This window comes from bacterium (assembly GCA_035691305.1).
Taxonomy (GTDB): domain Bacteria; phylum Sysuimicrobiota; class Sysuimicrobiia; order Sysuimicrobiales; family Segetimicrobiaceae; genus DASSJF01.
Genome location: DASSJF010000070.1, coordinates 22,978 through 46,497 on the forward strand (window position 1 = coordinate 22,978; position 23,520 = coordinate 46,497).

The window sequence follows — 23,520 nt, forward strand, 5'->3', positions numbered from 1 at the left end:
GGCTACTATCGTTGGACGCGTTTCGCGGCGCCGTGATTGCCGGGATGCTCGTCGTCAACAACGTGCCCTGGACGAGCGCGACGCCGCGCCAGTTGATGCACGCCCCGTGGGGCCAGGGTGTCACGTTCACCGACATGATTCTGCCGTGGTTCGTGCTCGCCATGGGCGTCGCGGTACCGCAGAGCCACGCCGCGCGCGGCGCGGCCTGGCTGCGGATCTGGCGGGTCGTCCGGCGCGCGGTGCTGCTGGCCGGCCTCGGCGTCCTGCTCAATTCGCTCGAAGTCCACCGGTTCGTCCTGAACATCGACGTCCTGCAGTTGATCGGACTCGCGTATCTCGTCGCGGCGGCGTTCGGCGGACTGCCGATGCTCGCGCGCCTCGCGGCGGCCGCGGTCCTGCTCGGCGCGCACGCGGCGCTGCTGGCGTTCGTGCCGGCGCCCGGCGCGGCGGCGGGCAGTCTCCTCCAGGGCCACAACATCGTGCAGTACCTCAACGACGCGTATCTCGCCCATTACCACCTTGCGGGCCTGCTGTCCGTCGCGCCCGCGGCCGCGCTCGCGTTGATCGGTGGGGCGGCCGGCGAGATGCTGCGGCGCGGCGTGCTGTCGGGGCGGGAGGACGAGTCGCGGGCGATCCATCCGGCGGCGGCCGCGGCCGCGGTCGGTCTCGGCGGGCTCGCGCTCGCCGGCGCCGGCTGGGCGTGGGGCGGCGTGTTGCCGCTCAGCAAGCCGCTGTGGACGGCGTCGTACGCGCTGCTGGCCGGCGGCTTCGGGCTCGCGCTGCTGGCGGCGTTCTACGCGCTTGCGGACCTCGCGGGCTGGCGCGCCGTCGCCGCGCCGCTCGCGGTCCTCGGCGTGAACGCGATCGTCGCGTACGTGGCGCCGATTCTCTTCAAGGTGCTGGTGCTCGACGCGCTGCACGCGCACACGGCCGCGGGCGCCTTCGTCTCGCTGGAGTCCGCGATCATCGCCTCGCTCGTGGACCGGCTCGGAACCGTGCCGGCGCTCTGGCTCTACACCGGCGCGTACGTGGTCGTGTGGTGGCTTGGGCTGGTGCCCCTGTACCGCGCCCGAATCTTCGTTCGCGTCTAGCGCGTCCGCGCTCCCGTTAGGATAAAATAGAACAAGCATGCGACCGCGAGCGCTCCGGCTCCGCGCGGCCGTTCCGGCCGCGCTTCTCGTCGTCCTGTTCGCGACGTTCCCGCCCCCGCTGCGCGGGGCCACGCCCGCAGTAGACGTTCCGGGCGCGACCGCGGCCGCCCCGCCGCCGTCTGCCGCTCGGAGTCCCGTCGCGTCGCTGCGGCTGATCGTGCGCACGGGCGACCGCGCCCCGGACGGCGGCACCTACACCAAGCTCGCCGACCCGGCGCTCAACGACGCGGGCGACCTTGCCTTCGGCGCCGAGACCACCGCGCAGGAGAGCGCGCAGGCGCTGTTTCTCCGGCACGCCGGGCGCACGACGACGCTCGTGGCAGCCGGACGGCTCGCCGCAACGGGCGGTACCTTCGCCACGTTCAGCGACGTCGTCCTCAACAACAAGGGCACCGCCATCTTCCTCGGCCGGACGACGGCCCGCGATGCCCGTCTGGGAATCTACGCGGTGCGGAACGGCGTGCTCGCGCCGGTCGTGATCACGGGGCAGCCGGCGCCGAGCGGCGGCGTCTTCACAGACTTTGCGAACGCGACGATCAACGACGACGGGGTGATCGCCTTCGTCGGGCGGACCAACGGGACCGGCACGGAAGGCATCTACACGAGCAGCGGCGGGAAAACAACGGCGCGCGTGATGGGCGGCTGGCCTGCGCCGACGGGTGGGCTGTTCCTGTTCTTCCTCGACGGCAGTCCGGCGCTCAACGACCGCGGCCAGATCGCCTTCGTGGCGGCGACCACCGAACACGCGACCCAGGGCGTGTACGTGCTGACCGGCGACCGCGTGGTGCCGGTCGTCACCACCGACGACCTGGCGCCGGTCGGCGCACGCTTTACCGAGTTCGGCTTCGTCAACCTGACCCGCGACGGGACGGTCGGCTTCGTCGGGCGGTCGGCGCGGGGCGCGGTGCACGAGGCGCTCTACGCGACGGGACGCGAGGCGCTCGTGACGCTCGCGCGCGTGGGCGACACGGCCGACGACGGGGTGCCGTTCCCGACCTTCACGAACGTCCTGATGAACAGCGCGGAGGACACCGTGTTTGAACCCGGCATCGTGCGCTTCCCCGACGTATACCCGCACACGATCTATCTCGCCCGCCGCTCCGGGGTTGCCGTGATCGCCCGGGAAGGCGAAGCCGCGCCCGGCGGGGCCAAGTTCACCGCGTTCAGCCAGGCGATCATCAATGACCACCGGCAGGTGGCGTTCGTCGCGGAGACCGACGACGGCCGGCACGGCATCTACCTCATGACGCTTCGATGAGCGCCGAGCCTTCCCCGGGCGCGAGTCCCGTCACCGCTTCGGAGGGCCTCGCCGCGCTGGCGGCGCTCTGGGCCGTGCAGCAGGCCGATCGGCAGCTCGCGGCGCTGCGGGCCGAGCGCGCCGAACTGGACGACGGGACGGCGCTGCGGGAGGAAACCGAGACCGCCCGGGCCGCGGCGCAGGACGCGGCGGACCGGTTGCACGCCGCGCTGGCCACGCAGCGCGATCAGGAGCTGCGGCTGGCGACGACCGAATCGAAGCAGAAGAAGGCCGAAGGCGATCTGTACGGCGGCCGCGTCTCCAATCCGAAAGAGCTGGCCGGCCTGGAAGAAGAGATCGGCGTGCTCGCCAAGGCCCGCGACCATCTGCAGGACAGTATTCTCGGCCTCTTCGACGAGGTCGAGCGGCTCAGAGGCGAGGAGGCGGAACGCGGGGCCGCGGCCCGCGCGCTCGACGAGCGGCTCGCCGCGCACCTGGCGGCCTTCGAGCGGGAGCGCGCTCGGACCGACGCGGGGATCGCCGCGAAGGAAGCGGAGCGGGCCGGCCTCGCGGCGGCGGTCGACGCGCGGCTCCTCAAGAAGTACGAAAGCATCGCAGCCCAGGAGGGCGGCATCGGAATGGTCGCGATCGCGGGGGGATTCTGCGGAGGCTGCCACAACGACGTGCCGGCGCGATTCGTCTCGCGGGTGCGCGCCGGCGACGTGGTCACCTGCGAGCGCTGCCACCGGATTCTGTATCTCGACGGTCCGCAGTGACGGCCGGCCGCCGGCGGTCGGGCGCCCGGGGCGCCGTGGGCTCCCGCCGGGGGGCGGCGGGTCCGCTGTCTACCGTGACGATCTGCATTGACGGCGCGTCGCGCGGCAACCCGGGCGACGCGGCGATCGGCGTGCTGGTGCTGGCGGATCACTCGATGGTGCGGGAGATCGCCGAGCGTATCGGCGTCGCGACCAACAACGTCGCGGAGTACAAGGCGCTGCTCCGGGGACTCGACGAGGCCGCCGCGCTCGGCGCTACCACCGTGCACATCCAGAGCGACAGCGAGCTGCTCGTCCGCCAGGTTCAGGGCAAATACAAGGTCCGTAACGAAGCCCTCATCCCGCTGTACCGCGAAGCGCTGGCCCGCCTGCGCCGCTTCGGCCACGTGCACATCTTCCACGTGCCGCGCACCCGCAACGCGGGCGCGGACGGCCTCGCGAACCGGGCGCTGGATACCCTGGTGCGTCCGTCCTGACCCGCGGTGACTGGCGGTCACCAACGGGCCGGGCGGCTTACCGCGCGACGGCGTGGCAACACGCACGCCCGGGCGCGGGACGCTTTCACCGGTTGAAGGCCCCCTCGCACCCGTGTTACCATTGCCATCGGGAGCAGGCTAGGCGGCCGCGAGCAGCACATCGCTCGAGGAAAGTCCGGGCTCCATAGGGCAGGGTGCTGGGTAACGCCCAGTGGGGGCGACCCCGAGGAGAGTGCCACAGAAACATACCGCCGCCGCGCGAAGCGATTCGCGTGGCGGCAAGGGTGCAAGGGTGCGGTAAGAGCGCACCAGCGGCCGGGCGACCGGCCGGCTCGGCAAACCCCACCCGGAGCAAGGTCACGTAGGGGGAGATGAGGCGGCCCGCCGATCCCCGGGTAGACTGCTGGAGGCGCCGGGCAACCGGCGCCCTAGAGAGATGGCCGCCCTCGACAGAACCCGGCTTATCGGCCTGCTCCCGTTTCCGATGCTTCGTTTCGCCAACGCAGCCGCACGTACCATTCAACACGCCGCTGGACGCGGGAAGGATAGGTGTCCGATGAAAGGACTCCAGTTCGCCGCCGAGTGGTCGCCGAGGCCCGACTATCGCGTGTCCGAATTCGAAGAACGCACCGGTAAGGCCGTGACCGGCTCCAGCGTCTGGCGGCACCCCCAACTGGGTCTCGTCGACGTCGTCGAACCGAGGCTGGGCCCCTGGGACGTGCGGCTGCGGCCGCGCGCGTGCGGCGTCTGCGGCTCCGACGTGCACTTCCTCGAGACCGACAAGGACGGCTACATCCTCTACCCCGGCCTGACGAAGTTTCCGGTCGTGATCGGTCATGAGTTCAGCGGCCAGGTCGTCGAGACCGGCGCCGAGGTGAAGGACCTCCGCGCCGGCGACCTCGTCACGGTCGAGGAGATGATCTGGTGCGGCCACTGCGTTCCATGCCGCAACGGCTGGCCGAACCAGTGCGAAAACCTCGAGGAGATCGGCTTCACGATCAACGGCGCGATGGCGGACCAGCTTGTCGTCGGCGCCAAGTACTGCTGGCCGCTCACCGCGCTCGCGGAGGCGTACGGCGGAGAAGACGCGGCCGCGGAAGCCGGGGCGATGTGCGAGCCGACGAGCGTGGCCTACAACGGCATGTTCGTGCGCGGCGAGGGGTTCAAGCCGGGCGGCGTCGTCGCCGTATTCGGCACGGGGCCGATCGGGTTTGCCGCGATCGCGCTCGCGCGCGCGGCGGGGGCGAGCCGGGTTATCGCGTTTGAAGTGAGCCCGACGCGCCAGGCCCTCGCGCGGAAGGTCGGGGCCGACGAGGTACACAGTCCCGTGGACCTTGATGCGGCCGGCTCGAGCCCGCACGAGGCCATTCTCGCGGCCAGCGGCGGCCGCGGCGCCGACATGATGGTGGAGGCCGCGGGGGCGCCGACGCGGACGGTGCCGGAGATGGAGCAGGCGCTCGCGATCGGCGGGCGGATCGTCATCATCGGCCGGGCGGCGGAGCGCGCGCCCATGTACCTCGAGCACCTGCAGACCCACGCTTCGCAGGTCTTCGGGGCGCAGGGCCACTCCGGCTACGGGACCTTCCAGAACGTGATCCGCTTGATGGCCTCCGGCCGCATCGATCTGCGGCCGATCATCACGAGCCGGTTTCCGCTCGCCGAGGCGCGCGATGCGGTGCTGCGAGCCAGCAAGCGCCAGGACGGCAAAGTGATGGTCCGGATCTGAGGCCCTACCGGCTGCTCGTAACCGACGTCGACGGCACGCTCGTTCCGGAGAACAAGATCGTGCCGGCGGGCGTGATCGAGGCGATCCATCGGGCGCAGGACCGGGGCGTCAAAGTCTGCCTCGCCACCGGGCGCCCTTGGCAGGCGACGGAGCCCTTTGTGGAGGCGGTGCGCGCCGACACACCGGTCATACTCTACAACGGCGGGCTGATCTACGATTTTGCGCACAACCGCGTGCTCTCGCGCACGGCGGTGCCGCAGGCGACGGCCCGGGCGGTGCTGCCGGTACTGCGCCGGTTTTCCAATACCTCGCCGCTGCTGTTTCTCCACGGCGAGGTCTACGCGGAGCGGATCACGCCGCTCACGAGGCTGTACGAACATCGGGACCGGCCGCTCGTGATTCTCGAGATAGACAGCTTCCAGCGCCTGCTCGACGAGTCGCCGGACGAGGATCCGCTCAAGATGCTGGTCATCGGCGAGCCGCCGGACCTCAAAGCGCTCGACGAAGCGCTCGGTACCCTGCCCGTGCCGGTCAACCGCGTATTCTCCCAGAAGGACTATCTCGAGATTCTGCCGCAGGGCAACAACAAGGGGCGCGCGCTGCCGGTGCTGGCCCAGGCGGCCGGTGTGACGCTCGCCGAGACCGTCGCAGTCGGCGACGCGCACAACGATCTCGCGATGATCCAGGCCGCCGGGCTCGGCGTCGCGGTGGAGACGAGCCCGCCGGACGTCGTCGCCGCGGCCGCGTGGACGTGCCCGCCGCCGGAGCAGGAAGGCCTGCGCGTCGTGATCGACCGGCTGCTCTTCAACGAAGGGTAGGGTCGCGGATGAGCCGAGGCATCGCCGTTTTCGCCGGTATTCAGGCCGACGCCATCCGGGCGATCGCCCGCGAGGCCGAGGCGGCCGGCTACGGGTCGTTCTGGGTCAACCATCCGCCGGCGGCCGACGGGCTCGCGGCCCTCGGCCGGGCGGTCCGCGAGACGCGCCGCGCGGAGTTGGGCGTCGGCGTGATCCCGCTGCAGAGCCGCGCGCCCGCGAGCATCATCGAGGGCGTGCGCGCGAACGCGCTGCCGCTCGACCGGCTGGTGCTCGGGGTCGGGAGCGCCAATCCCGGCGCGCTGCCCCGGATGCGGGACGGGGTCGCGGCGCTGCGGGGTGCGCTCTCGTGCCGGATCTACGCCGGGGCCCTCGGCCCGAAGATGTGCCGCCTCACGGGCGAGCTGTTCGACGGCGTGCTGCTCAACTGGCTGACCCCGGCGTATGCGCGCCGGTCCGCGGAGTGGGTGCGCGCCGGGGCCGCCGAGGCGGGGCGCCGGGCGCCTCGCCTCGCGGCCTACGTGCGGGTGGCGATCGGCCGGGCCGCGCGCGAGCGCCTTGCCGGCGAGGCGAAGCGGTACGGGGCGATCCCGGCGTACGCGGACAACTTCGCGCGGATGGGGGTCGCGCCGATCGAAACCTGCATCGCGGTGGACGACCCCGCCGCGGTGCCGTCCGCCCTCGCGGCCTGGAATGGCGCTGTCGACGACGTCGTTATCCGGGTGATTCCCGCCTCCGACACCGCGGAGGACCACCTCGTGGTGGTGCGCGCGGCGAAGCCGAACTAATCCGGGCGGCCGTCCCGTTGGGGGACCGATGCCTGAACTTCCGTTCGTCACCACGGTCGTAGAAAACCTCGCGCCGCTCGTTCGGGGGCGGACCGTCGACGAGGTGGTCGTCCGCGGCGTGTCGGTGCTGAAGACGTTCGATCCATCGATCGCCGATCTGCGCGGCCGCCGGGTGCTCGGCGTGCGCCGGCGAGGCAAGTTGCTCGTGCTCGACTTCACCGGCGATCTCGTCCTCGTGATCCATCTCCGGCGCAACGGACGGCTCAAGGCGGTCCCGCGCGGGACGGGCCGCACCGCCCGGGACCTCGCGTTCGTGCTGGTGCTCGACCGCGGGCCCGACATCCAGATGATCGAGATCGGCTCTAAGAAGGCCGCGTCGGTCTGGCTGTATTCCGCCGGGCGCCTCGCCGAGGCGGAGCCCCTGCTCGGCCTCGGCATCGAGCCGCTCTCTCCCGAGTTCACGGCGGACGCGCTCGCGCGGGCGCTGCGGGGCGCGCGGATGCGGCTGAAAGCCTTCCTCGTCACCCAGCGGTACGTCGTCGGCATTGGCAACACGTACGCGGACGAGATCCTGTGGGAGGCGCGTCTCTCGCCGCAGGCGATGACGACGTCGCTCGACGAGGGCGAGATCGGGAGGCTGCACGACGCGATCGCCTCGACACTCCGGCGCGGGATAGAGGTCCACCGCGGCGCGGCCGCGGGCGGCCTGCCGATGAAGGAGCCCCTCGAAGGGCTCGCCGTCCACCGTAAAGGCGGCGAGCCGTGCCCGCGCTGCGGCGCCCGGGTCGCCGTCATCTACTACGAGGACCGGGAGACCTACTACTGTCCCGTCTGTCAGGCAGCAGGGAAAGTCTACGCCGACCGGCGGAGATCGAGATTACTTCGTTAACGGGGAGGCGGTGCGTGTGCGATACAAGTACCTGATCGTCGGCGGCGGGATGACCGCGGACGCGGCGATCGACGGCATACGGCAGATCGATCCGTCGGGCTCCATCGCGATCGTCGGATCCGAGCCGCACCCCCCCTACGATCGCCCGCCGCTCACCAAAGCGCTCTGGAAGGGACGCCCGCTCGACAGCGTCTGGCGCAAGACCAACAGGGCCGGCGCGGACCTGAAACTCGGCCGGACGATCACCGGTCTCGACCTGCGCCGGAAGCAGGCGGCGGACGATCAGGGAACGGTTTACGAGTGGGACAAGCTCCTGTTCGCGACCGGCGGCACGCCCCGGCGGCTCGACGCCCCTGACGGTGATCGCGTCCTCTACTACCGGACGCTCGACGACTATACGCGGCTCCGCGCGCTCACCGAGCGGGGGGAGCGGTTTGCCGTCATCGGGGCCGGGTTCATCGGGTCGGAGATCGCGGCCGCGCTCGCGATGAACAACAAGCGCGTCACCCTGCTCTTTCCCGGCGAGGGCATCGGAGGGCGCGTCTATCCGCGGGAGCTGTCGCAATTCCTGAACGGCTACTACCGGGACAAAGGCGTCGACCTGCAGCCGGGACAGCGCGTCGCGGCGATCGAAGCGGCGGGAGACAAGACCCGCGTGCGCACGCTGGGCGGGATGGACGTGACCGTCGACGGCGTCGTCGCCGGGCTCGGTATCGAGCCGAACATCGGGTTGGCGCGGTCGGCCGGGCTGGAGACCACCGATGGCGTGGCCGTGGACGAGATGCTCCGGGCCGGCCACCCGGACGTGTACGCCGCGGGCGATGTCGCGCTCTTCTACAACCCGGCGCTCGGCCGGCGCATCCGCGTCGAGCACGAAGACAACGCGAACACGATGGGCAAGGCGGCGGGGCGAAACATGGCCGGCGAAGCGGAGCCGTACCATCATCTGCCGTTCTTCTATTCCGACCTGTTCGACCTCGGATACGAGGCGGTGGGGGATCTCGATTCTCGCTTCGAGACGGTGGTCGACTGGAAGAAGCCGCACCAGGAAGGCGTCGTGTACTACCTGGGGGACGGCCGGGTTCGTGGAGTGCTCCTGTGGAACACCTGGAACCAGGTCGACGCGGCGCGGCGCCTGATCGCCGAACGCGGTCCGTTCCGGCCGGCCGATCTCAAGGGCCGGCTGCCGGAGACCGCATGAGCGGTGCCCCGCCGGGCGGCACGCAGTCGAGCGCCGCCCGGTCGGCGGTCGGGCGCGACGTGGTCGTCGACCGCCTCCTCACCGCGTGGCGCGGTGAGATCCAGGCCCGCATGGCCTATGAGCTGCTGGCCGCGCGCGAACGAGATCCGAACCGCGCGAAGATTCTGCGACGAATGGCCGATGCGGAGCGCGGGCACCGCGCGCGCCTGGAAGCGCGGCTGACTGAACTCGGCGCCGCCGTGCCCGATCCCGCGTCGGTTCGCCTGCCGTTGTGGACGCGCCTTCAGATCGCGCTCGCGCCGACCGAGAAAGTGCTCGCCTGGCGCGAATCGCTCGAGAACGACGAGGTCGCGGACACCTACGGCCGTCCCACGGGCGACGCGACGACCGATCGGCTCTTCCAAGAGATCCGCAAGGACGAACGCTCGCACTCGCTCGCCGACGATGAAATGCGCTCGGGCGCCGCGGCCGGGTCGGAGACGCCGGAAGGGCGTCTCAGGCGGATCCTCGGCCGCGAGCGCTGGCATCAGTCGGGCTCCAGCTGGATCTCGGGCGCGGTGTACGGGGCGAACGACGGGCTCGGCGCGGTGTTCGGGATCGTCGCCGGCGTGTCCGGCGCGACCGGCGGCTCGAGCCTCGTGCTCACGGCCGGCCTGGCCGGCGCGGTCGCGTCGGCGATCTCGATGGCCGTCGGCGCGTTCCTCGCCGAACGGTCGGCTTCAGAGGTCGCCGCGGCCAACATCGCCGGCGAGCGGCGCGAGATCGAGGAGAATCCCGAAGAGGAGCGCGAGGAGCTCTCGCTTTTCTACCAGCTGAAGGGGCTTCCGGAAAAAGAAGCCGGCGAGCTCGCCGCGCGGATCGGTGGGACGCCGGAGTCGATGCTGCGCACGATGGTGACCGAAGAACTCGGCGGCGCCGGCGAAGACGGCAACCCGGTGCAGGCCGGGATCGCCGCGGGGCTGAGCACGGGGCTCGGCGCGTTCATCCCGGTGCTGCCGTTTTTCTGGCTCCAGGGCACCTCGGCCGTGCTGTGGGCCGCGCTGATTTCGCTTGTCGCGCACTTCCTCGTCGGGGCGGCCAAGTCGCTCTTTACGCTGCGCAGCTGGTGGTCCTCGGGCCTCGAGATGACGGCGGCGGGGTTGATCGTCGGCGGCGCGACCTACGTGCTGGGCGTGATTTTCAAAGTCGCAACCTAGCCCCGATTCGTACCACGGTGAGCGGGCGTCTGCTCGCGTACACGCTCGTGACGGCGCCGCGCACGCGTCCCGCGTCGCTGCTCGCGGTTCTGCACGGATTCTTCGGCGCGGGCCGGAACTGGCGGACCGTTGCGCGCGGTCTCGTCGACGCGCGGCCGGAGTGGGGCGCCGTGCTCGTCGATCTGCGGCTGCACGGCGCGTCGCAGGGGTTCGCGCCGCCGCACACGCTGGACGCCTGCGCGGGCGACGTGGAGGCCCTCGCCTCGGCGCTGGACCTGCCGGTGCGCGCGGTGCTGGGGCATTCCTTCGGCGGCAAGGCCGCGCTCGCATACCTCGCCCGCGCGGCGCGCGCGCAGACGCCGCTCCGCCAGGTCTGGGTGGTCGACGCCGACCCGTCGGCGGGGGCGCCGGCGGGAAGCGCATGGGCGATGCTGCGCGCGGTCAGTGCGCTGCCGCCCGTGTTCCGCACCCGCGAGGAATGCACCGCGGCGATCGAGCGCTCTGGGTTCGACCGGCGGACCGCGGAGTGGATGACGGCGAATCTCGAGCGCACGCAAGACGGGTATCGCTGGCGGCTCGATTTCCCGGCGCTCGAGATGCTGCTGCGCGATTTCTTCCGCGCGGACCTTTGGCCCGTCGTCGAAGCCGTGCCGGCGGATGCGCGGCTGGTGGTGGTGAAGGCCGTGGGCTCGAGCGTCATCCCGGAGGCGTCGGTGTCGCGGCTCGAGGCGATCGGACGCGCCGGCGGCCGCGTCGTGGTCGAGCGGGTCGCGGGCGGCCACTGGCTCAACGCCGACAATCCCGAGACGATGACGGCGCTGCTGGCGGCGCGTCTCCCCGCGGACGCGCGGACCCCGCCGGCCGGCGCCTCGGGGTAGGGGGCGGCGCGATGTCACCGGGAGCCGGACTGTGCATCGCCCTCGTCTCCGGCACGTTCTTCTTTGAGCTGATCCTATTCGTCGTGGTCTTTCTGCTGATTCGGCTGCGGCATCCGTGGGGCGGCCGCGTGACGGCGCGGCTCATCGCCACCGCGTCGATCCTGTTCTTGGCGAGCTTCGCGTTCCTCGGCGTGCTCGCGCTCGGCTACGGGTGCGGATAGACGCACGGACGTGACGCGGCGGCTCCCTCGGCGCGCCGGTTTCCAGGGAACGCTGCGCTCGTCCCGAAGTCTCGCGGCGCGGTGAAATCTTCCATTCGGGGGTCGACAGTGGCGAAGTGGACGATCCCGCCGAAGGGCGGGCACATGGACAAGCGCACCGGGATCTATCTCCAGAACATGACCGGCCATGAGGTCGACGAACGGCTGAAAAAGAACGACGTCCTGATCGTTCCGCTCGGCGCGACGGAGACGCACGGCGCGCACGCGCCGCTCGGCGAGGACGTCTTTCTGGTCTGCCGGATGGCGGAGGAGGTGGCGGCGCGCACGGGCTGCACCGTCGCACAGCCGGTGTGGTACGGTTCGCACCCGTACCATCACCTCGGGATGCCGGGTACGGTCGTCATCCCCGAGGAGACCTTCGCCGGCTACGTGCGGGCGATGATCGCCGGGTTCTGGAACATGGGGTTCCGCAAGCAGATCCTGTTGAACGGGCACGGTCAGGAGTACGTCATCCCGACGGCGATGCACCAGTTCGCGAAGAAGTACCGGGTGCCGAGCCTGCTGCTTCTCGTGAACTGGTACCATCCGATCCGCGACCATTTCAAGCTGACCGCGGAAGGCGGACAGTACGAGACGCCGTTTATTCACGCGGACGAAGTCGAGACCTCGTGGTCGCTCGCGCTCTTCCCCGAGCTGATCGACATGAAGTACGCGCCGGACAATACGGTGCAGGGCTTCCTGCCCGGCGACCACGTCGACAAGGCCGGCAACCTCCTCAATCGGCCGATCAACTGGTACAGTCAGGTCGGCGCCGGGCCGATCGAAGTCAAGGCGTATATCGAGGGCGTCGTCGGCCGGAGCAGCATCGCGCGCGCCGAGAAGGCGTACGCGGGCGTGGAGCAGCTGCTCGACTACCTGGAGCGGCTCGTCACCGACGTGCACCGCACATTCCCGCCGGGCAAGCTTCCGCCGATCGAGATGATGACCGAGCGGGATCCCCACGAACTCGACGCGGTGCTCCGCGGTCCCCGCAACGGCGGCAAGAGCATCTACAGCCTCGGCTATCCGCCGTGAGGCTGGCGTACACGATCTCGGTCTCGCCGACCCGGTTCGCCGCGGTCGCCGCGGCCGATATTCAGGAAACGATCCCCGCGCTCGCCGGGCTCGGATTCGACGGCGTCGAGATGGCCGTGCGCGACCCGGGCCGGATGGACCTGGAAGGGCTGGCGGCCGCGGCGGAGCGGTCGGGGGTCGCGGTGCCGGCGATCGGGACCGGGCAGGCGTACGTGGAGGAAGGTCTGAGCCTGACCGCGCCGGACGAACAGGTGCGGGCGCGGGCGGTGGCGCGCCTTCTCGCGCAGATTTCAGTGGCGCGGCGGCTCGGCGCGCTGCTGATCGTCGGGTTGATCCACGGGCCGGTCCCGCCGGCGACGGACCGCCCCGTCGCGGAAGAGCGCCTCCTGACGGGGCTCGGAACGGTCGCCCGGGCGGCGCGGACGGCGGACGTGCGGATGGTCATCGAGCCGATCAACCGCTACGAGACGAACTGGCTGAACACGGTGGACGAGGTGCTGGACCTCATCGGCCGTCTCGGCGAGGACAACGTCGGTGTGCTGCCGGACACGTTCCACATGAATATCGAAGAGAGCGATGTGCCCGCGGCCCTCCGCCGCGCCGGCGCGCGTCTCTTCCACGTCCACGTCGCCGACAGCAACCGGCGCGCCCCGGGGTGGGGGCATCTGGATTTCGAGCCCGTCGTTCGGACGTTAGGCGAGATGGGGTACCCGGGTTTTCTGTCGGCCGAGATCCTGCCGACGCCCGGCGTGCTCGACGCCGCCCGGCGGACGATCGCGACGCTGCGTCCTCTCGTGCCGCGGCAGGCCCTGTCCGCGTGATGCAGGAACCGTGGAACCGCGAACAGCGTTTGGAGATCGTGCACTCCGCGACGGACGCGTGGGCGATGCGCTGAGTCCGGTTCGAGAGGAGGAGAGAACGCAATGGCCACGCCACGAATCTACGTGACCCGGTTGCTGCCGGGTCCGGGCCAGGAGTTGCTGCGTCGCGCGCAGGTCGAGGTGCGGAGCTGGGACCGTGAAGACGTTCCGGTGCCCCGCGACGCACTGCTGCGCGAGGTCGTCGACGCCGACGGGATCGTGTGCTGCCTGACGGAGAAGATGGACGCGGAAGTCTTCGATCGGATGACGCGGTGCCGCGTCGTCTCGCAGATCGCCGTCGGATTCGACAACATCGACGTCGCGGCCGCGACGCGCAAGGGCATTCTTGTCACGAACACCCCGGGGGTGTTGACCGAGACGACCGCCGACATGGGGTGGGCACTGCTCATGGCGGCCGCGCGGCGCGTCGCGGAGGGCGACAAGTTTACGCGGTCGGGGCAGTGGAAGACCTGGGAGATCATGGGGTTCACAGGCCAGGACGTGCACGGGGCGACGCTGGGGATCGTGGGCATGGGCCGGATCGGGCAGACGGTCGCGCGGCGGGCGATGGGGTTCGACATGCCGATACTGTACAGCGACGTGCGCCGGGCGCCCGAGTCGCAGGAGCGCGCGCTTGGCGCCCATCATGTCCCGCTCGACGACCTGCTGCGCGAGGCGGACTTCGTCGTCATCACGGCAGCCCTGACCCCGGAGACCCGTCACCTGATCGGCGAGCGGGAACTGGGGCTGATGAAGCCGACCGCGATTCTCGTCAACATCGCCCGCGGTCCGATCGTCGACCAGCGGGCCTTGTATCGCGCGCTGGTCGACAGGAAGATCTGGGGGGCCGGGATCGACGTCTTCGAGGTCGAGCCGGTGCCGGCGGACGAGCCGCTCTTGAAGCTCGACAACGTGGTGATGCCGCCCCACCTCGCCAGCGCCAGCGTCGCCACCCGGCTCAAGATGGTGACGCTCGCGGTCGAGAGCTGTCTCGCCGCTCTGCGCGGCGACGTGCCGGCGAACACCGTGAACCGCGAGGCGCTCGACCGGAGCTGATGGCCGCCCCCTGCGTCTATCTGACCCGTCCGCTGCCGGAGCCGGCGACGCGCCTGCTGCGCGAGGCGCCGATAGAGCTCCGTAGCTGGCACCGCCACGACGCGCCGGTCCCACGCGACGTGCTGCTCCGCGAGGTCGTCGACGCCGAGGGCGTCGTCTTCGTCGTCACGGAGAAGATGGATGCGGAAGTGATCGACCGGATGAACCGCGGCCGGGTGGTCTCCCACGTCGGCGTTGGCTACGACAACGTCGACGTGGCGGCTGCGACGCGCAAGGGCATCTTCGTCACGAACACCCCCGGGGTGTTGACCGAGACGACCGCCGACATGGGGTGGGCGCTGCTCATGGCGGCCGCGCGGCGCGTCGTGGAAGGTGACAAGTTCACGCGGTCCGGTCACTGGAAGACCTGGGAGTTCATGGCCTTCACCGGGCAGGACGTGCACGGCGCGACGCTCGGGATCGTGGGCATGGGCCGGATCGGCTACGCGATCGCGCAGCGGGCGACCGGTTTCCGAATGCCCGTGCTGTACACCAACCGCAACCGCTTGGCGGAGGAGCAGGAGCGCGCCGTGAACGCCCGCCACGTGCCGCTCGACGAACTGCTCGCGCGGTCCGACTTCGTGATCATCTCCGCGGCCCTGACGCCGGAGACACGGCATCTCATCGGCGAGCGCGAGCTCGGCCTGATGAAGCGTACCGCCGTGCTCGTCAACATCGCGCGCGGACCGATCGTCGACCAGCGGGCGCTCTACCGCGCGCTGGTCGACAACAAGATCTGGGCCGCGGGCCTCGACGTCTACGAACAGGAGCCCGTGCCGGCGGGCGAACCGCTGCTCAAACTGGATAGCGTCGTGCTGCCGCCGCATCTCGGAAGCGCGAGTATGGCGACGCGTGTCAAGATGGCCACGATGGCTGTCGAGAACTGCCTCGCCGGCGCGCGCGGCGAGATCCCGCCGAACGCGGTGAACCCGGAGGCGCAGGAGCGCCGGTAGGCGGGCGGAGGCCGTGGTGACCAACGGCATGAAGGCTATGCTGCGGTCCGGGCGGCCGGCACTCGGTCTGTCGGTGATGATTCCGTCGCCGCAGGTGGTCGAGATGGCCGGACGCCTGGGCTTCGATTGGGTGCTGATCGACTGCGAGCACGGCTCGATCGGACGCGAGACCGTCGAGTTGATGGCGATGGCTGCGCAGGCCGGCGGGACGACCCCGATCGCGCGTCCCGCGTCCAACAGCCCGGAAGCAATTCTCCAAGTGCTGGAGGCGGGCGCGCTCGGAGTCCAGGTGCCGCACATCGGCACGGCGGACGAGGCGCGCGCGGCCGTGGCCGCCGTCAAATATCACCCTCTGGGTTCGCGCGGGCTTGCGGCCGGCACGCGGCCGGCCGGCTACGGCTTCGGGGAGCCGGCCGCGGAGTACGTGGAAGCCTCCAACCGCGAAACGCTCGTCTGCGTGCAGATCGAGGATACCCGTGGGCTCGCCAACCTGCCCGAGATTCTCGCCGTGCCCGGGGTCGACGTTTTCTTCATCGGGCCGTCCGATCTTGCCCAGGCGATGGGATTTCCCGGCCGCAGCGACGCGCCCGAGGTGCGCGCGGCGATCGACGGCGCCTTCCGGACGATTCTCGCCGCCGGGAAGGTGGCGGGATCCACGGGCTCACCCGAGGTGATCCCGGGCCTCATCCGTCGCGGCATCCGGTACACCTACACCCACCTTGCGCGCCTCCTGGGGCAGGCGGGCCGGTCATTCTTGGATCAGGCGCGCGAGGCGGCCCCGCGGTAGGAGTCCGGCGCACCGCCGGGCTATAATGACCGTACGGGATTTCGGAGGGCGTCGATGAGCATGCGCTGTCCGCAGTGCGGCCGTCCCAACATCGTGAGCCACGTCACGATTCGTTGGGCGCACGCGCGCGGCTCGCTCATCCCCGAGCGCGGATACTACTGCGTTGCCTGCGGCAACGCGTTCGATGAGCCCCGGCCTCAGCGGGGGTCGTTTGTGTTCCGGTCGGTGCAGGTGCCGTCGGTTACCCCGGCGATCCGGCGGCTTCAGGAAAGCGCGGACATCGTGGTCGTCCGGCACCGCACCGGGATGCGCGAGGTCTTGTACTGATCCTCGTGCTTGCCGTGCTGGCCGGCCTGGCGGCCGGCCGGCTTCGCGGCGGCCGCCTCGTCAACGTCACGCGCCTCAACCCTCGATGGCTGCCTATGCTGGTGCTGGGCGTGGCCGCCGTGGCGGCCGCGCGCGGCGCCGTTCTGCCCGTCGCCGCGGCGCGCGCGTGCGTGGTCGGCGGCTATCTGTTCGCGCTGGCCGCGCTTCTGGTCAATTTGAAAATCCCGTGGCTCTGGCTCGCGCTCACCGGGGGCGCGCTCAACGCTGTCGTGATCGCCGCGAACGGCGGCCGGATGCCGGTGTCCGCGGCGGTTCTGCGCGTGGTGTCGCGGTCTCTCGTGCTCGGCGGGGCGACGGGGCCGTTCTACGTCCTCGCCGGCCCGGGCACGGCTCTTGCGCCGCTCGGCGACACGCTGCCGCTCGTCGTAGGCGGTGCGGGCGTCGTCCTTAGTCCCGGTGACATCCTGCTCGCCGCCGGGATTGCGACGACGCTGCAAGCCGCGATGGTGGTTCGGGCGGAGGCGCCGCAGCCGGGAGTGTCGTCGCCTGGTGATCCTTCCCGCGGCAACGGCGACCGGCCCGGATAACGAAACGCGGCGGAATATGCCGCGGCGGAGCGCATAGCCGAACACCAGTGCGGTAATCTAATCGTGGGGACGATCGCGCGAGCGCGCGGTCTTTTTTCTTGTTTGTAGACGTCTAGATGCAGGAGTATGGGGGCATGTGGAGAATCGTGGGGGTCTGTAGGGAATGGTGGGGAGTGGGTATCCCACGGCACGCGCGACGAGGCGGGGAGCGATTGCGGTCGGCGGCGGATGCTCAGGGGCGAAGCGCAGTACGCGCTGGACGACAAAGGGCGGGTGGTGATTCCGCCCAAATTTCGGGCGATCATGGGAGACCGCATCATCGTCACCCGGTGGACCGACCCGTGCCTCTTTGCGTTTTCCGCGCCGGAATGGCAGTCGCTTGAAGAGAAGCTGCGGACCCTGCCGCTCGGCCAGCACGAAGCGCGGCGCTACGTGCTCTCCGCGGCCGAGGATTGTGAACTGGACCGGCAGGGCCGAATCTTTCTCGCGCCCCATCTGCGCGACCATGCCGGCATCACGCGGTCGGTAACGATCATTGGGGTGGGGGGACACCTGGAGCTCTGGAGCACTCCCACCTGGCGCAGGAGGCTCCAGAAGGTTCGGAAGGCGCCGGAGGAACTGGCGCAGCAGCTCCAAGCGCTGACGCTGTAGGCGGTGGGTCGTGCTGGCGACGGTGGCCGTGTGGATGGGTGTATCGGAATCCTCGCACGCGACGGTGCACGTCCCGGTGCTGGTGGACGAGGTGCTCACGCACCTCGCGCCGCGGCCCGGCGCGGTCATCGTTGATGCGACCCTCGGCGAGGGCGGGCACGCCGAGGCAATACTGCGGAAGATCGCGCCCGCCGGACGGCTCATCGGGCTCGACCGCGACGGCGAAGCGCTGGCGCGCGCGGAAGAACGGCTGCGCCCGTTCGGACAAAACGTGACATTGGCCCAGGCGAACTTCGGCGATCTGGACGAGGCGTTGGACGTGCTCGGCGTGGCGGCGGTGGACGGGGTGCTGCTAGACGTCGGGGTCTCGACGCGCCAGCTCACGGAGGCGGAGCGCGGCTTCAGCTTCGACCGCGTCGGGCCGCTCGACATGCGCATGGACCGCGAAGAGTCCCGGACGGCCGCCGACCTCGTGAACACGCTGTCCGAGCGCGACCTCGCCGATCTCATCTACCGGTACGGCGAAGAGCGCGCGTCGCGCAAGATCGCCCGGCAGATCGTGGCACGCCGTCCGCTCCGCACGACGCGCGATCTCGCGCGCGCGGTCGAGGCGGCGGTGGGGGCCGGCCGCGGACGGCTCCATCCGGCCACGCGCACGTTTCAGGCGCTGCGGATCGCCACCAACCGCGAGATCGACTCGCTCGAGCGCGCGCTCCCGCAGGCGGTGCGACGCCTCCGTCCGGGCGGACGTCTCTGCGTCATCGCGTTCCACTCGCTCGAAGACCGCGTGGTCAAGACGACGCTCGCCCGGTTCGCGCGCGGCTGCACCTGCCCGCCGGGCCTGCCGGAGTGCCGCTGCGGCGGCGAGCGGCTCGTGCGGATCTTGACGAAAAAGCCGGTCACACCGTCGGCGGCCGAGGTGGCCCGCAACCCCCGCGCGCGCAGCGCGCGGCTGCGGGCGGCCGAGCGGCTAATCGACGACGGCGCATCCCGCCGCCTAGTCCCGTCCCGGGGCGACAGCGGCGTGGCGCGGCCGCGGCGGAGCGGCATCTAGTGTTGGCGCTCGAACGGCAACATCGTGTTTATCCGGTGCTTCTGCCGGAATCTTGGGCCGAAGGGGGGGAGGCGACCCGGCGTCGGCGGAGACGTTATCCGGTAGTTTCGGCACTCACGATCGCAGCACTCGCGGTACTCCCGTTCATCGCATACGTCGCAGCCGTATCCAACGCCGCACACATCGGCTACCAGATACTACACCTGTCGCAGGACATCGCCGCCCTAGAGATGGACCACGAACGTCTCCAGGCCACCGCCTCCTCCCTGAGGGCCCCGGACCGCATCGAGCGATTGGCCGTGACGCGCCTCGGCCTCCGCTCCCCCGGCGCGCACCAGATCGCCGCGATCCGGCTGCCGCGCATCGCCGTCCGTGCCGACGACCGCCGGTCCGGGCTGTGGCAGCGGTTCGGCGCGTACTTCCACCGCAGCGAGGCGCAGGCCGCACCGGCGCCGCGATGAGCCGTAATCGGCGGGTCCGCGCGCGCCGTCTCGCGCGCCTCCGTCCGATCACGGGGTAGGTGACGACGCGACGTGCGCCGTTCCCCACGGCCGCGCCGGCGCCGCCGCACATCGGACGGATCGCAGTTTCCTCGACCGCGCCGCGCCGCCGCGCCGTCGCCGGGTGACGGCGGCCCGGGCGTGCCGCGGGGGCGCCTCGCGGCGCTCGCCGTCGTCTGGATCGTCGCGTTTGCCCTCCTCGCGATGCGCATGGTCGACCTTCAGGTGGTGCGCGGAGGCGCGCTCGGCCGTCTCGCCATGCGCCAGCAGCTCGAGTCGCTGCGGCTTCCGGGCCGCCGCGGGCTGATCGTCGACCGCGCGGGCCGCCCCCTTGCGATCAACGTCGAAGTCGACTCGGTCTACGCGGTGCCCAGGGCCATCGACGATCCCGACGTCTTCGCGCGCGCGGTCGGCCCCGCGCTGGGCCTCCCGCCGCAGGAGGTCCGCGCCCGCCTCACGCGCGGCGGGCCGTATTTCGCCTGGCTCGCGCGGCGGCAGCCCGCGGCGGTGGCGGACCGCCTCCGCGCGCTGAATCTCGGTGACGCGGTCGGAATCGTCGCGGAGGCGAAGCGCGCATACCCGGCGGGCACGCTCGCGGCGAATGTGCTCGGGTTCACCGGCACGGACGACGCCGGGCTCGCCGGTCTCGAACTGCAGTACGACCCGCTGATGCGCGGCACCGGCGGGATGGGGGTGGCCGATCGCGACGCGATCGGCCGTGAGCTCGTCCAGACGCAGCGCATCGTGACCCCGCCGCGCGACGGCGCCACGCTGGTGCTGACGATCGACGAAGTGATCCAGCACATCGCGGAGCGCGAGCTCGCCCGCGCCGTCCAGCAGGCGCACGCCCGCGCCGGTCTTGCGATCGTGATGGATCCCGAGACGGGCGCGCTCCTCGCGCTGGCGGCGGTGCCGTCGTTCGATCCGAACCGCTACCAGAATGCGCCGCCGGCGCTCTGGAAAAGCCCCGCGGTCGCCGACGTGTACGAGCCCGGCTCGACGTTCAAGTTGATCCTCGCCGCGGCCGCGCTCGACAGCCGCGCCGTGACCCTCGACGACCGCTGGACCGATCCCGGCAAGATCCGCATAAACGGCGCGACGATTCACGACGCGGAGCCGAACGAGCACTTCGCGTCGCTCGGGCTCGCCGACATCATCAAGTACTCCAGCAACGTCGGCGCCGCGCAGGTCGCGACCCGGCTCGGCAAGGACGCGATGTACCGCTACATCCGGCAGTTCGGGTTCGGCCGGCCGACCGGCGTCGATCTGCCGGGCGAGGTCGCGGGGCTCGTGCGGCCGATCGCGCAGTGGTTCGGGCCGACCCTTCAGAACATCGCCTTCGGGCAGGGCATCTCCGTGACGCCGATCCAGCTGCTGGTCGCGGCGTCGTCGTTCGGTACAGACGGGCTCGCGGTGCGGCCGCACGCGGTCGCCGTCGTCCGCGATGCGTCGGGGCGGGTCATCGCCACGCCCGGCGACGGCACCCGCCACCGGGTCATCGACGCGGACGTGGCCGGACAGGTGCTCGCGATGATGCGGGAGGTGGTCCGCGCCGGCACGGGCGTGAAGGCCCAGGTCGACGGGTACGCGGTCGCCGGCAAGACCGGCACCGCGCAACGGCCCGGGCCGCGCGGCGGCTACGAGCCGGGCGCCTACGTGGCCTCGTTCGTGGGCCTCGTTCCGGTGCCCTCACCGAAGTTGGCGATCCTGGTCGTCGTCGACCGGCCCCGCGGCGTCTACTTCGGCGGGGACGTCGCCGCGCCGGTCTTCCACGAGATCGCGCGCCAGGCGCTGTGGTACCTGCGCGTGCCGCCGGAGGACACGCCGCAGGCGGCGATGACTCCACCCGCGGGGGCGGGCCCGGCGCCATCCCGTTGACCCGCGCGGCGGCGCGGGCGCTAATTTGGGCATTTTGATGATATGCTCAGCGCGGAGGAGTACCGGATGCGTGTGAGAGACCTGGTGGCCGCGCTGGCCGCGCAGGATGCCGGGACGGCGAACGGCGCCGCCGTCTCCGTCGTGGGGGACCCGGGCCGGGAGTTCACCGGGCTCTCGAACGACTCGCGGAGCGTGCGGTCCGGCGACCTGTTCGCGGCGATCCGGGGCTTCGCCCAGGACGGGCACCGCTACGCGGCGGACGCCGTGCGGCGCGGCGCGGCCGTCCTGCTCGTCGACCACCCCCTCACCGATCTGGCCGTCACCCAAGTCGTGGCGCGGGATACCCGGCGCGCCTTCGCGGCGGCCGCGGCCGCGTTCTACCGCCACCCCTCACGCGAGATGCGGCTGTGCGGCATCACCGGCACGAACGGCAAGACGACGACGACGTTTCTCATCGACGCGATCCTTCGCGCGGTCGGCCGGCGCAGCGCCGTGATCGGCACGCTTGGAGTCCAGACGGACGGCGCCGCCGTGGAGTTTCACGCGACGACGCCGACGACGCCCGAAGCCTCCGATCTGCAGCGGCTCCTGCGCGAGATGGCGGACCGCGGTGTGCAGGACGTGACGATGGAGGTGACGTCGCACGCCCTCGAGCTCGACCGGGTCGCCGGCTGCAGGTTCGTCACCGCGGTGTTCACGAACCTCACGCAGGACCACCTCGACCTGCACGGTACCCTCGCGGCGTACCGGGACGCGAAGGCGCGGCTGTTCGCGATGGTGGACCCCGACGGCGTCGGCATCGTGAACGCCGACGATCCGTACGCCGCCGCGATGGCCGAGGCGAGCCGCGCGCCGGTGTGGACGTACGGCGTCGGCGGCTCCGCGCGCATTCGCGCGGAAGGGGTGACGCTCACCCCGCGCGGCACCACGATGACCGTCGTCTGGCCGGACGGGCGCATGTCGCTCGCGCTGCCGCTGCCCGGGCGCTTCAACGTCAGCAACGCGCTCGCGGCGTTCGCGGTCGGTCTCAGCCGGGGCGTGCCGGCGGACGCGATGCGCGGGGTCCTCGCGACCACGGCGGGCGTACCGGGCCGGTTCGAGCCCGTCGACGAGGGCCAGCCGTTCGCGGTGATCGTGGACTACGCGCATACTCCGGACAGTCTCGAGCAGGTCCTGCGGCTCTCCGCGGAGATCGCGCAGGGCCGGCGGATCGTCGTCTTCGGCTGCGGCGGCGACCGCGACCGCACGAAGCGGCCGATCATGGGCCGCATCGGCACGACGCTCGCCGACTACGCGTTCTTCACTTCCGACAATCCGCGCAGCGAAGATCCGGACGCGATCCTGCGCGAGATCGAGGCGGGCGTGCCGGACGCGCGCAACTACGCGAGCCACGCGGACCGCCGCGTGGCGATCGAGCACGCGATCGCGATGGCGCGGCCCGGCGACGTCGTCGTCATCGCCGGCAAGGGACACGAGACTTACCAGATCGTCGGCGACCGGGTGATCGACTTCGACGACCGCGCGGTCGCCCGAGAGGTGCTCCGGGCGCGTTTCGCCGGGAAGACCCCGTGAGCGCGATCGCGATCTCGGCGGCCGAAGCCGCGCGGCTCGCTCGCGGGACGGTCGTGCGCGGCGACCCTGCGACGCGGGTGTGCGGCGCGGCGATCGACAGCCGGGACGTCGAGCCCGAGATGCTGTTTGTCGCGCTGCGCGGTGAGCACACGGACGGCCACCGCTTCATCGACGACGCGTTTCGCGCCCGCGCCGCCGCGGCGCTGGTGGCCGGCGACGTCGCGTCGGCGCCGGAGTGGGCGGTGCTGATCCGCACGGACGACACGCTGCGGGGTCTGCAGCGGCTCGGCCGCGGCCTGCGGGACCGCCGTCCGCTGCGCGTCGTGGCCATCACGGGAAGCGTCGGCAAGACCTCGACCAAGGAGATGACCGCCCTCGTCCTCGCGGAGCGCTTCGAGACGGCGCGGTCCCCGGAGAACTGGAACACCGAGATCGGCGTGCCCTTGGTGCTCGCCAACCTGCCGGAGACCGCGTCGGTCGTGGTGCTCGAGTTCGCGATGCGCGGGCCGGGACAGATCCGCGAGCTGGTCGAGATCGCGCGGCCGGGAATCGGCGTCGTGACCGTGATCGGCGAATCGCACATGGATTTCTTCGAGACCCGCGAGCAACTCGCCGCGGCGAAGGGCGAGCTGATCGAAGGCCTGCCCGCCGACGGCGTCGCGGTGCTGAACGCCGACGACCCGCTGGCGATGAACCTCGCCCGGCGGGGCCCCGCGCGCGTCATGACGTTCGGGTTCGGTGACGCGGACGTCGCGGCGCGCGAGATCCGGACGCGGCCCGGCGAGGGCAGCACGTTCGTGCTGCGCGCCGGCGGGGAGGAAGCCTCCG

24 protein-coding genes, 1 other RNA gene and 1 pseudogene are annotated in these 23,520 nt (G+C 71.2%); all 26 read left to right on the top strand.

The genetic code is table 11. The features are described 5' to 3' along the window. Window positions 1-11 precede the first annotated feature (11 nt). A complete protein-coding gene (locus VFL28_13070) occupies window positions 12-1,091 on the top strand; it encodes a heparan-alpha-glucosaminide N-acetyltransferase domain-containing protein (protein ID HET7265594.1) in 1,080 nt (359 codons plus the stop codon). A 37-nt stretch (window positions 1,092-1,128) separates the two neighbouring features. Beyond that, window positions 1,129-2,409 (top strand): choice-of-anchor tandem repeat NxxGxxAF-containing protein, encoded by a 1,281-nt coding sequence (locus VFL28_13075; GenBank protein ID HET7265595.1) that lies wholly within the window; start codon window positions 1,129-1,131, stop codon window positions 2,407-2,409. Next, complete coding sequence (locus VFL28_13080) at window positions 2,406-3,164, top strand: C4-type zinc ribbon domain-containing protein (GenBank protein ID HET7265596.1); 759 nt, start codon at window positions 2,406-2,408, stop codon at window positions 3,162-3,164. Before VFL28_13075 ends, VFL28_13080 begins: the two co-directional genes overlap by 4 nt. After that, window positions 3,161-3,640: a ribonuclease HI family protein gene (locus VFL28_13085; GenBank protein ID HET7265597.1), complete on the top strand. Its 480-nt coding sequence runs from the start codon at window positions 3,161-3,163 to the stop codon at window positions 3,638-3,640. The genes VFL28_13080 and VFL28_13085 overlap by 4 nt, the downstream gene beginning before the upstream one ends. A 130-nt stretch (window positions 3,641-3,770) precedes the next feature. Further along, window positions 3,771-4,120, top strand: an RNA gene (gene rnpB, locus VFL28_13090) — RNase P RNA component class A. Window positions 4,121-4,196: 76 nt separating this feature from the next. Beyond that, window positions 4,197-5,366, top strand: coding sequence for a scyllo-inosose 3-dehydrogenase (gene iolM / locus VFL28_13095; protein ID HET7265598.1), 1,170 nt, complete (start codon window positions 4,197-4,199; stop codon window positions 5,364-5,366). A gap of 11 nt (window positions 5,367-5,377) precedes the next feature. Further along, entirely contained in the window at window positions 5,378-6,184 is an 807-nt protein-coding gene (locus VFL28_13100; GenBank protein HET7265599.1) for a Cof-type HAD-IIB family hydrolase, read from the top strand. Between the two features lie 8 nt (window positions 6,185-6,192). Continuing rightward, window positions 6,193-6,969, top strand: coding sequence for an LLM class flavin-dependent oxidoreductase (locus VFL28_13105; GenBank protein HET7265600.1), 777 nt, complete (start codon window positions 6,193-6,195; stop codon window positions 6,967-6,969). 28 nt (window positions 6,970-6,997) lie between these two features. Further along, window positions 6,998-7,858 (top strand): DNA-formamidopyrimidine glycosylase family protein, encoded by an 861-nt coding sequence (locus VFL28_13110; protein HET7265601.1) that lies wholly within the window; start codon window positions 6,998-7,000, stop codon window positions 7,856-7,858. A gap of 10 nt (window positions 7,859-7,868) precedes the next feature. Beyond that, the gene (locus VFL28_13115; GenBank protein ID HET7265602.1) at window positions 7,869-9,059 is read left to right on the top strand and encodes an FAD/NAD(P)-binding oxidoreductase; all 1,191 of its coding nucleotides are present in this window, start codon (window positions 7,869-7,871) and stop codon (window positions 9,057-9,059) included. Next, entirely contained in the window at window positions 9,056-10,255 is a 1,200-nt protein-coding gene (locus VFL28_13120; GenBank protein HET7265603.1) for a VIT1/CCC1 transporter family protein, read from the top strand. Before VFL28_13115 ends, VFL28_13120 begins: the two co-directional genes overlap by 4 nt. A gap of 17 nt (window positions 10,256-10,272) precedes the next feature. After that, window positions 10,273-11,133 carry an alpha/beta hydrolase gene (locus tag VFL28_13125; protein ID HET7265604.1) on the top strand — a complete coding sequence of 287 codons (861 nt, stop codon included), beginning with the start codon at window positions 10,273-10,275 and terminating at the stop codon, window positions 11,131-11,133. Window positions 11,134-11,144: 11 nt separating this feature from the next. Next, on the top strand, window positions 11,145-11,354 hold the full coding sequence (locus VFL28_13130) for a hypothetical protein (protein HET7265605.1): 210 nt from the start codon (window positions 11,145-11,147) through the stop codon (window positions 11,352-11,354). Between the two features lie 108 nt (window positions 11,355-11,462). Continuing rightward, window positions 11,463-12,428 carry a 3-dehydro-scyllo-inosose hydrolase gene (iolN, locus tag VFL28_13135; protein HET7265606.1) on the top strand — a complete coding sequence of 322 codons (966 nt, stop codon included), beginning with the start codon at window positions 11,463-11,465 and terminating at the stop codon, window positions 12,426-12,428. Next, complete coding sequence (locus VFL28_13140) at window positions 12,425-13,249, top strand: sugar phosphate isomerase/epimerase family protein (protein ID HET7265607.1); 825 nt, start codon at window positions 12,425-12,427, stop codon at window positions 13,247-13,249. Before iolN ends, VFL28_13140 begins: the two co-directional genes overlap by 4 nt. A gap of 102 nt (window positions 13,250-13,351) precedes the next feature. Further along, the gene (locus tag VFL28_13145; protein ID HET7265608.1) at window positions 13,352-14,344 is read left to right on the top strand and encodes a D-glycerate dehydrogenase; all 993 of its coding nucleotides are present in this window, start codon (window positions 13,352-13,354) and stop codon (window positions 14,342-14,344) included. Next, window positions 14,344-15,336, top strand: a complete 993-nt coding sequence (locus VFL28_13150; GenBank protein ID HET7265609.1) for a D-glycerate dehydrogenase — start codon at window positions 14,344-14,346, stop codon at window positions 15,334-15,336. Before VFL28_13145 ends, VFL28_13150 begins: the two co-directional genes overlap by 1 nt. A gap of 16 nt (window positions 15,337-15,352) precedes the next feature. After that, window positions 15,353-16,123 carry an aldolase/citrate lyase family protein gene (locus VFL28_13155; GenBank protein HET7265610.1) on the top strand — a complete coding sequence of 257 codons (771 nt, stop codon included), beginning with the start codon at window positions 15,353-15,355 and terminating at the stop codon, window positions 16,121-16,123. Window positions 16,124-16,177: 54 nt separating this feature from the next. Then, a complete protein-coding gene (locus VFL28_13160; protein HET7265611.1) occupies window positions 16,178-16,450 on the top strand; it encodes a hypothetical protein in 273 nt (90 codons plus the stop codon). Between the two features lie 5 nt (window positions 16,451-16,455). Next, window positions 16,456-17,037, top strand: a complete 582-nt coding sequence (locus tag VFL28_13165; protein HET7265612.1) for a DUF5317 family protein — start codon at window positions 16,456-16,458, stop codon at window positions 17,035-17,037. Between the two features lie 228 nt (window positions 17,038-17,265). After that, window positions 17,266-17,688 (top strand): division/cell wall cluster transcriptional repressor MraZ, encoded by a 423-nt coding sequence (mraZ, locus tag VFL28_13170; GenBank protein HET7265613.1) that lies wholly within the window; start codon window positions 17,266-17,268, stop codon window positions 17,686-17,688. A 34-nt stretch (window positions 17,689-17,722) separates the two neighbouring features. Continuing rightward, window positions 17,723-18,661: pseudogene (gene rsmH / locus VFL28_13175) on the top strand (16S rRNA (cytosine(1402)-N(4))-methyltransferase RsmH). Window positions 18,662-18,744: 83 nt separating this feature from the next. Next, window positions 18,745-19,203, top strand: coding sequence for a hypothetical protein (locus VFL28_13180; protein ID HET7265614.1), 459 nt, complete (start codon window positions 18,745-18,747; stop codon window positions 19,201-19,203). A 180-nt stretch (window positions 19,204-19,383) separates the two neighbouring features. After that, entirely contained in the window at window positions 19,384-21,120 is a 1,737-nt protein-coding gene (locus VFL28_13185) for a penicillin-binding transpeptidase domain-containing protein (GenBank protein HET7265615.1), read from the top strand. Between the two features lie 66 nt (window positions 21,121-21,186). Next, complete coding sequence (locus VFL28_13190) at window positions 21,187-22,692, top strand: UDP-N-acetylmuramoyl-L-alanyl-D-glutamate--2,6-diaminopimelate ligase (GenBank protein HET7265616.1); 1,506 nt, start codon at window positions 21,187-21,189, stop codon at window positions 22,690-22,692. After that, window positions 22,689-23,520: UDP-N-acetylmuramoyl-tripeptide--D-alanyl-D-alanine ligase (gene murF / locus VFL28_13195; protein ID HET7265617.1), on the top strand; the 832-nt coding region annotated here is incomplete at its 3' end. The genes VFL28_13190 and murF, both read left to right, overlap by 4 nt.

Bases quoted from the DNA above. Each gene is read 5' to 3' on its own strand.
- VFL28_13075 (HET7265595.1), top strand. From the start codon at position 1,129: ATGCGACCGCGAGCGCTCCGGCTCCGCGCGGCCGTTCCGGCCGCGCTT.
- VFL28_13080 (HET7265596.1), top strand. From the start codon at position 2,406: ATGAGCGCCGAGCCTTCCCCGGGCGCGAGTCCCGTCACCGCTTCGGAG.
- iolM (HET7265598.1), top strand. From the start codon at position 4,197: ATGAAAGGACTCCAGTTCGCCGCCGAGTGGTCGCCGAGGCCCGACTAT.
- VFL28_13105 (HET7265600.1), top strand. From the start codon at position 6,193: ATGAGCCGAGGCATCGCCGTTTTCGCCGGTATTCAGGCCGACGCCATC.
- VFL28_13110 (HET7265601.1), top strand. From the start codon at position 6,998: ATGCCTGAACTTCCGTTCGTCACCACGGTCGTAGAAAACCTCGCGCCG.
- VFL28_13120 (HET7265603.1), top strand. From the start codon at position 9,056: ATGAGCGGTGCCCCGCCGGGCGGCACGCAGTCGAGCGCCGCCCGGTCG.
- VFL28_13130 (HET7265605.1), top strand. From the start codon at position 11,145: ATGTCACCGGGAGCCGGACTGTGCATCGCCCTCGTCTCCGGCACGTTC.
- VFL28_13145 (HET7265608.1), top strand. From the start codon at position 13,352: ATGGCCACGCCACGAATCTACGTGACCCGGTTGCTGCCGGGTCCGGGC.
- VFL28_13150 (HET7265609.1), top strand. From the start codon at position 14,344: ATGGCCGCCCCCTGCGTCTATCTGACCCGTCCGCTGCCGGAGCCGGCG.
- VFL28_13160 (HET7265611.1), top strand. From the start codon at position 16,178: ATGAGCATGCGCTGTCCGCAGTGCGGCCGTCCCAACATCGTGAGCCAC.
- mraZ (HET7265613.1), top strand. From the start codon at position 17,266: ATGCTCAGGGGCGAAGCGCAGTACGCGCTGGACGACAAAGGGCGGGTG.
- VFL28_13190 (HET7265616.1), top strand. From the start codon at position 21,187: ATGCGTGTGAGAGACCTGGTGGCCGCGCTGGCCGCGCAGGATGCCGGG.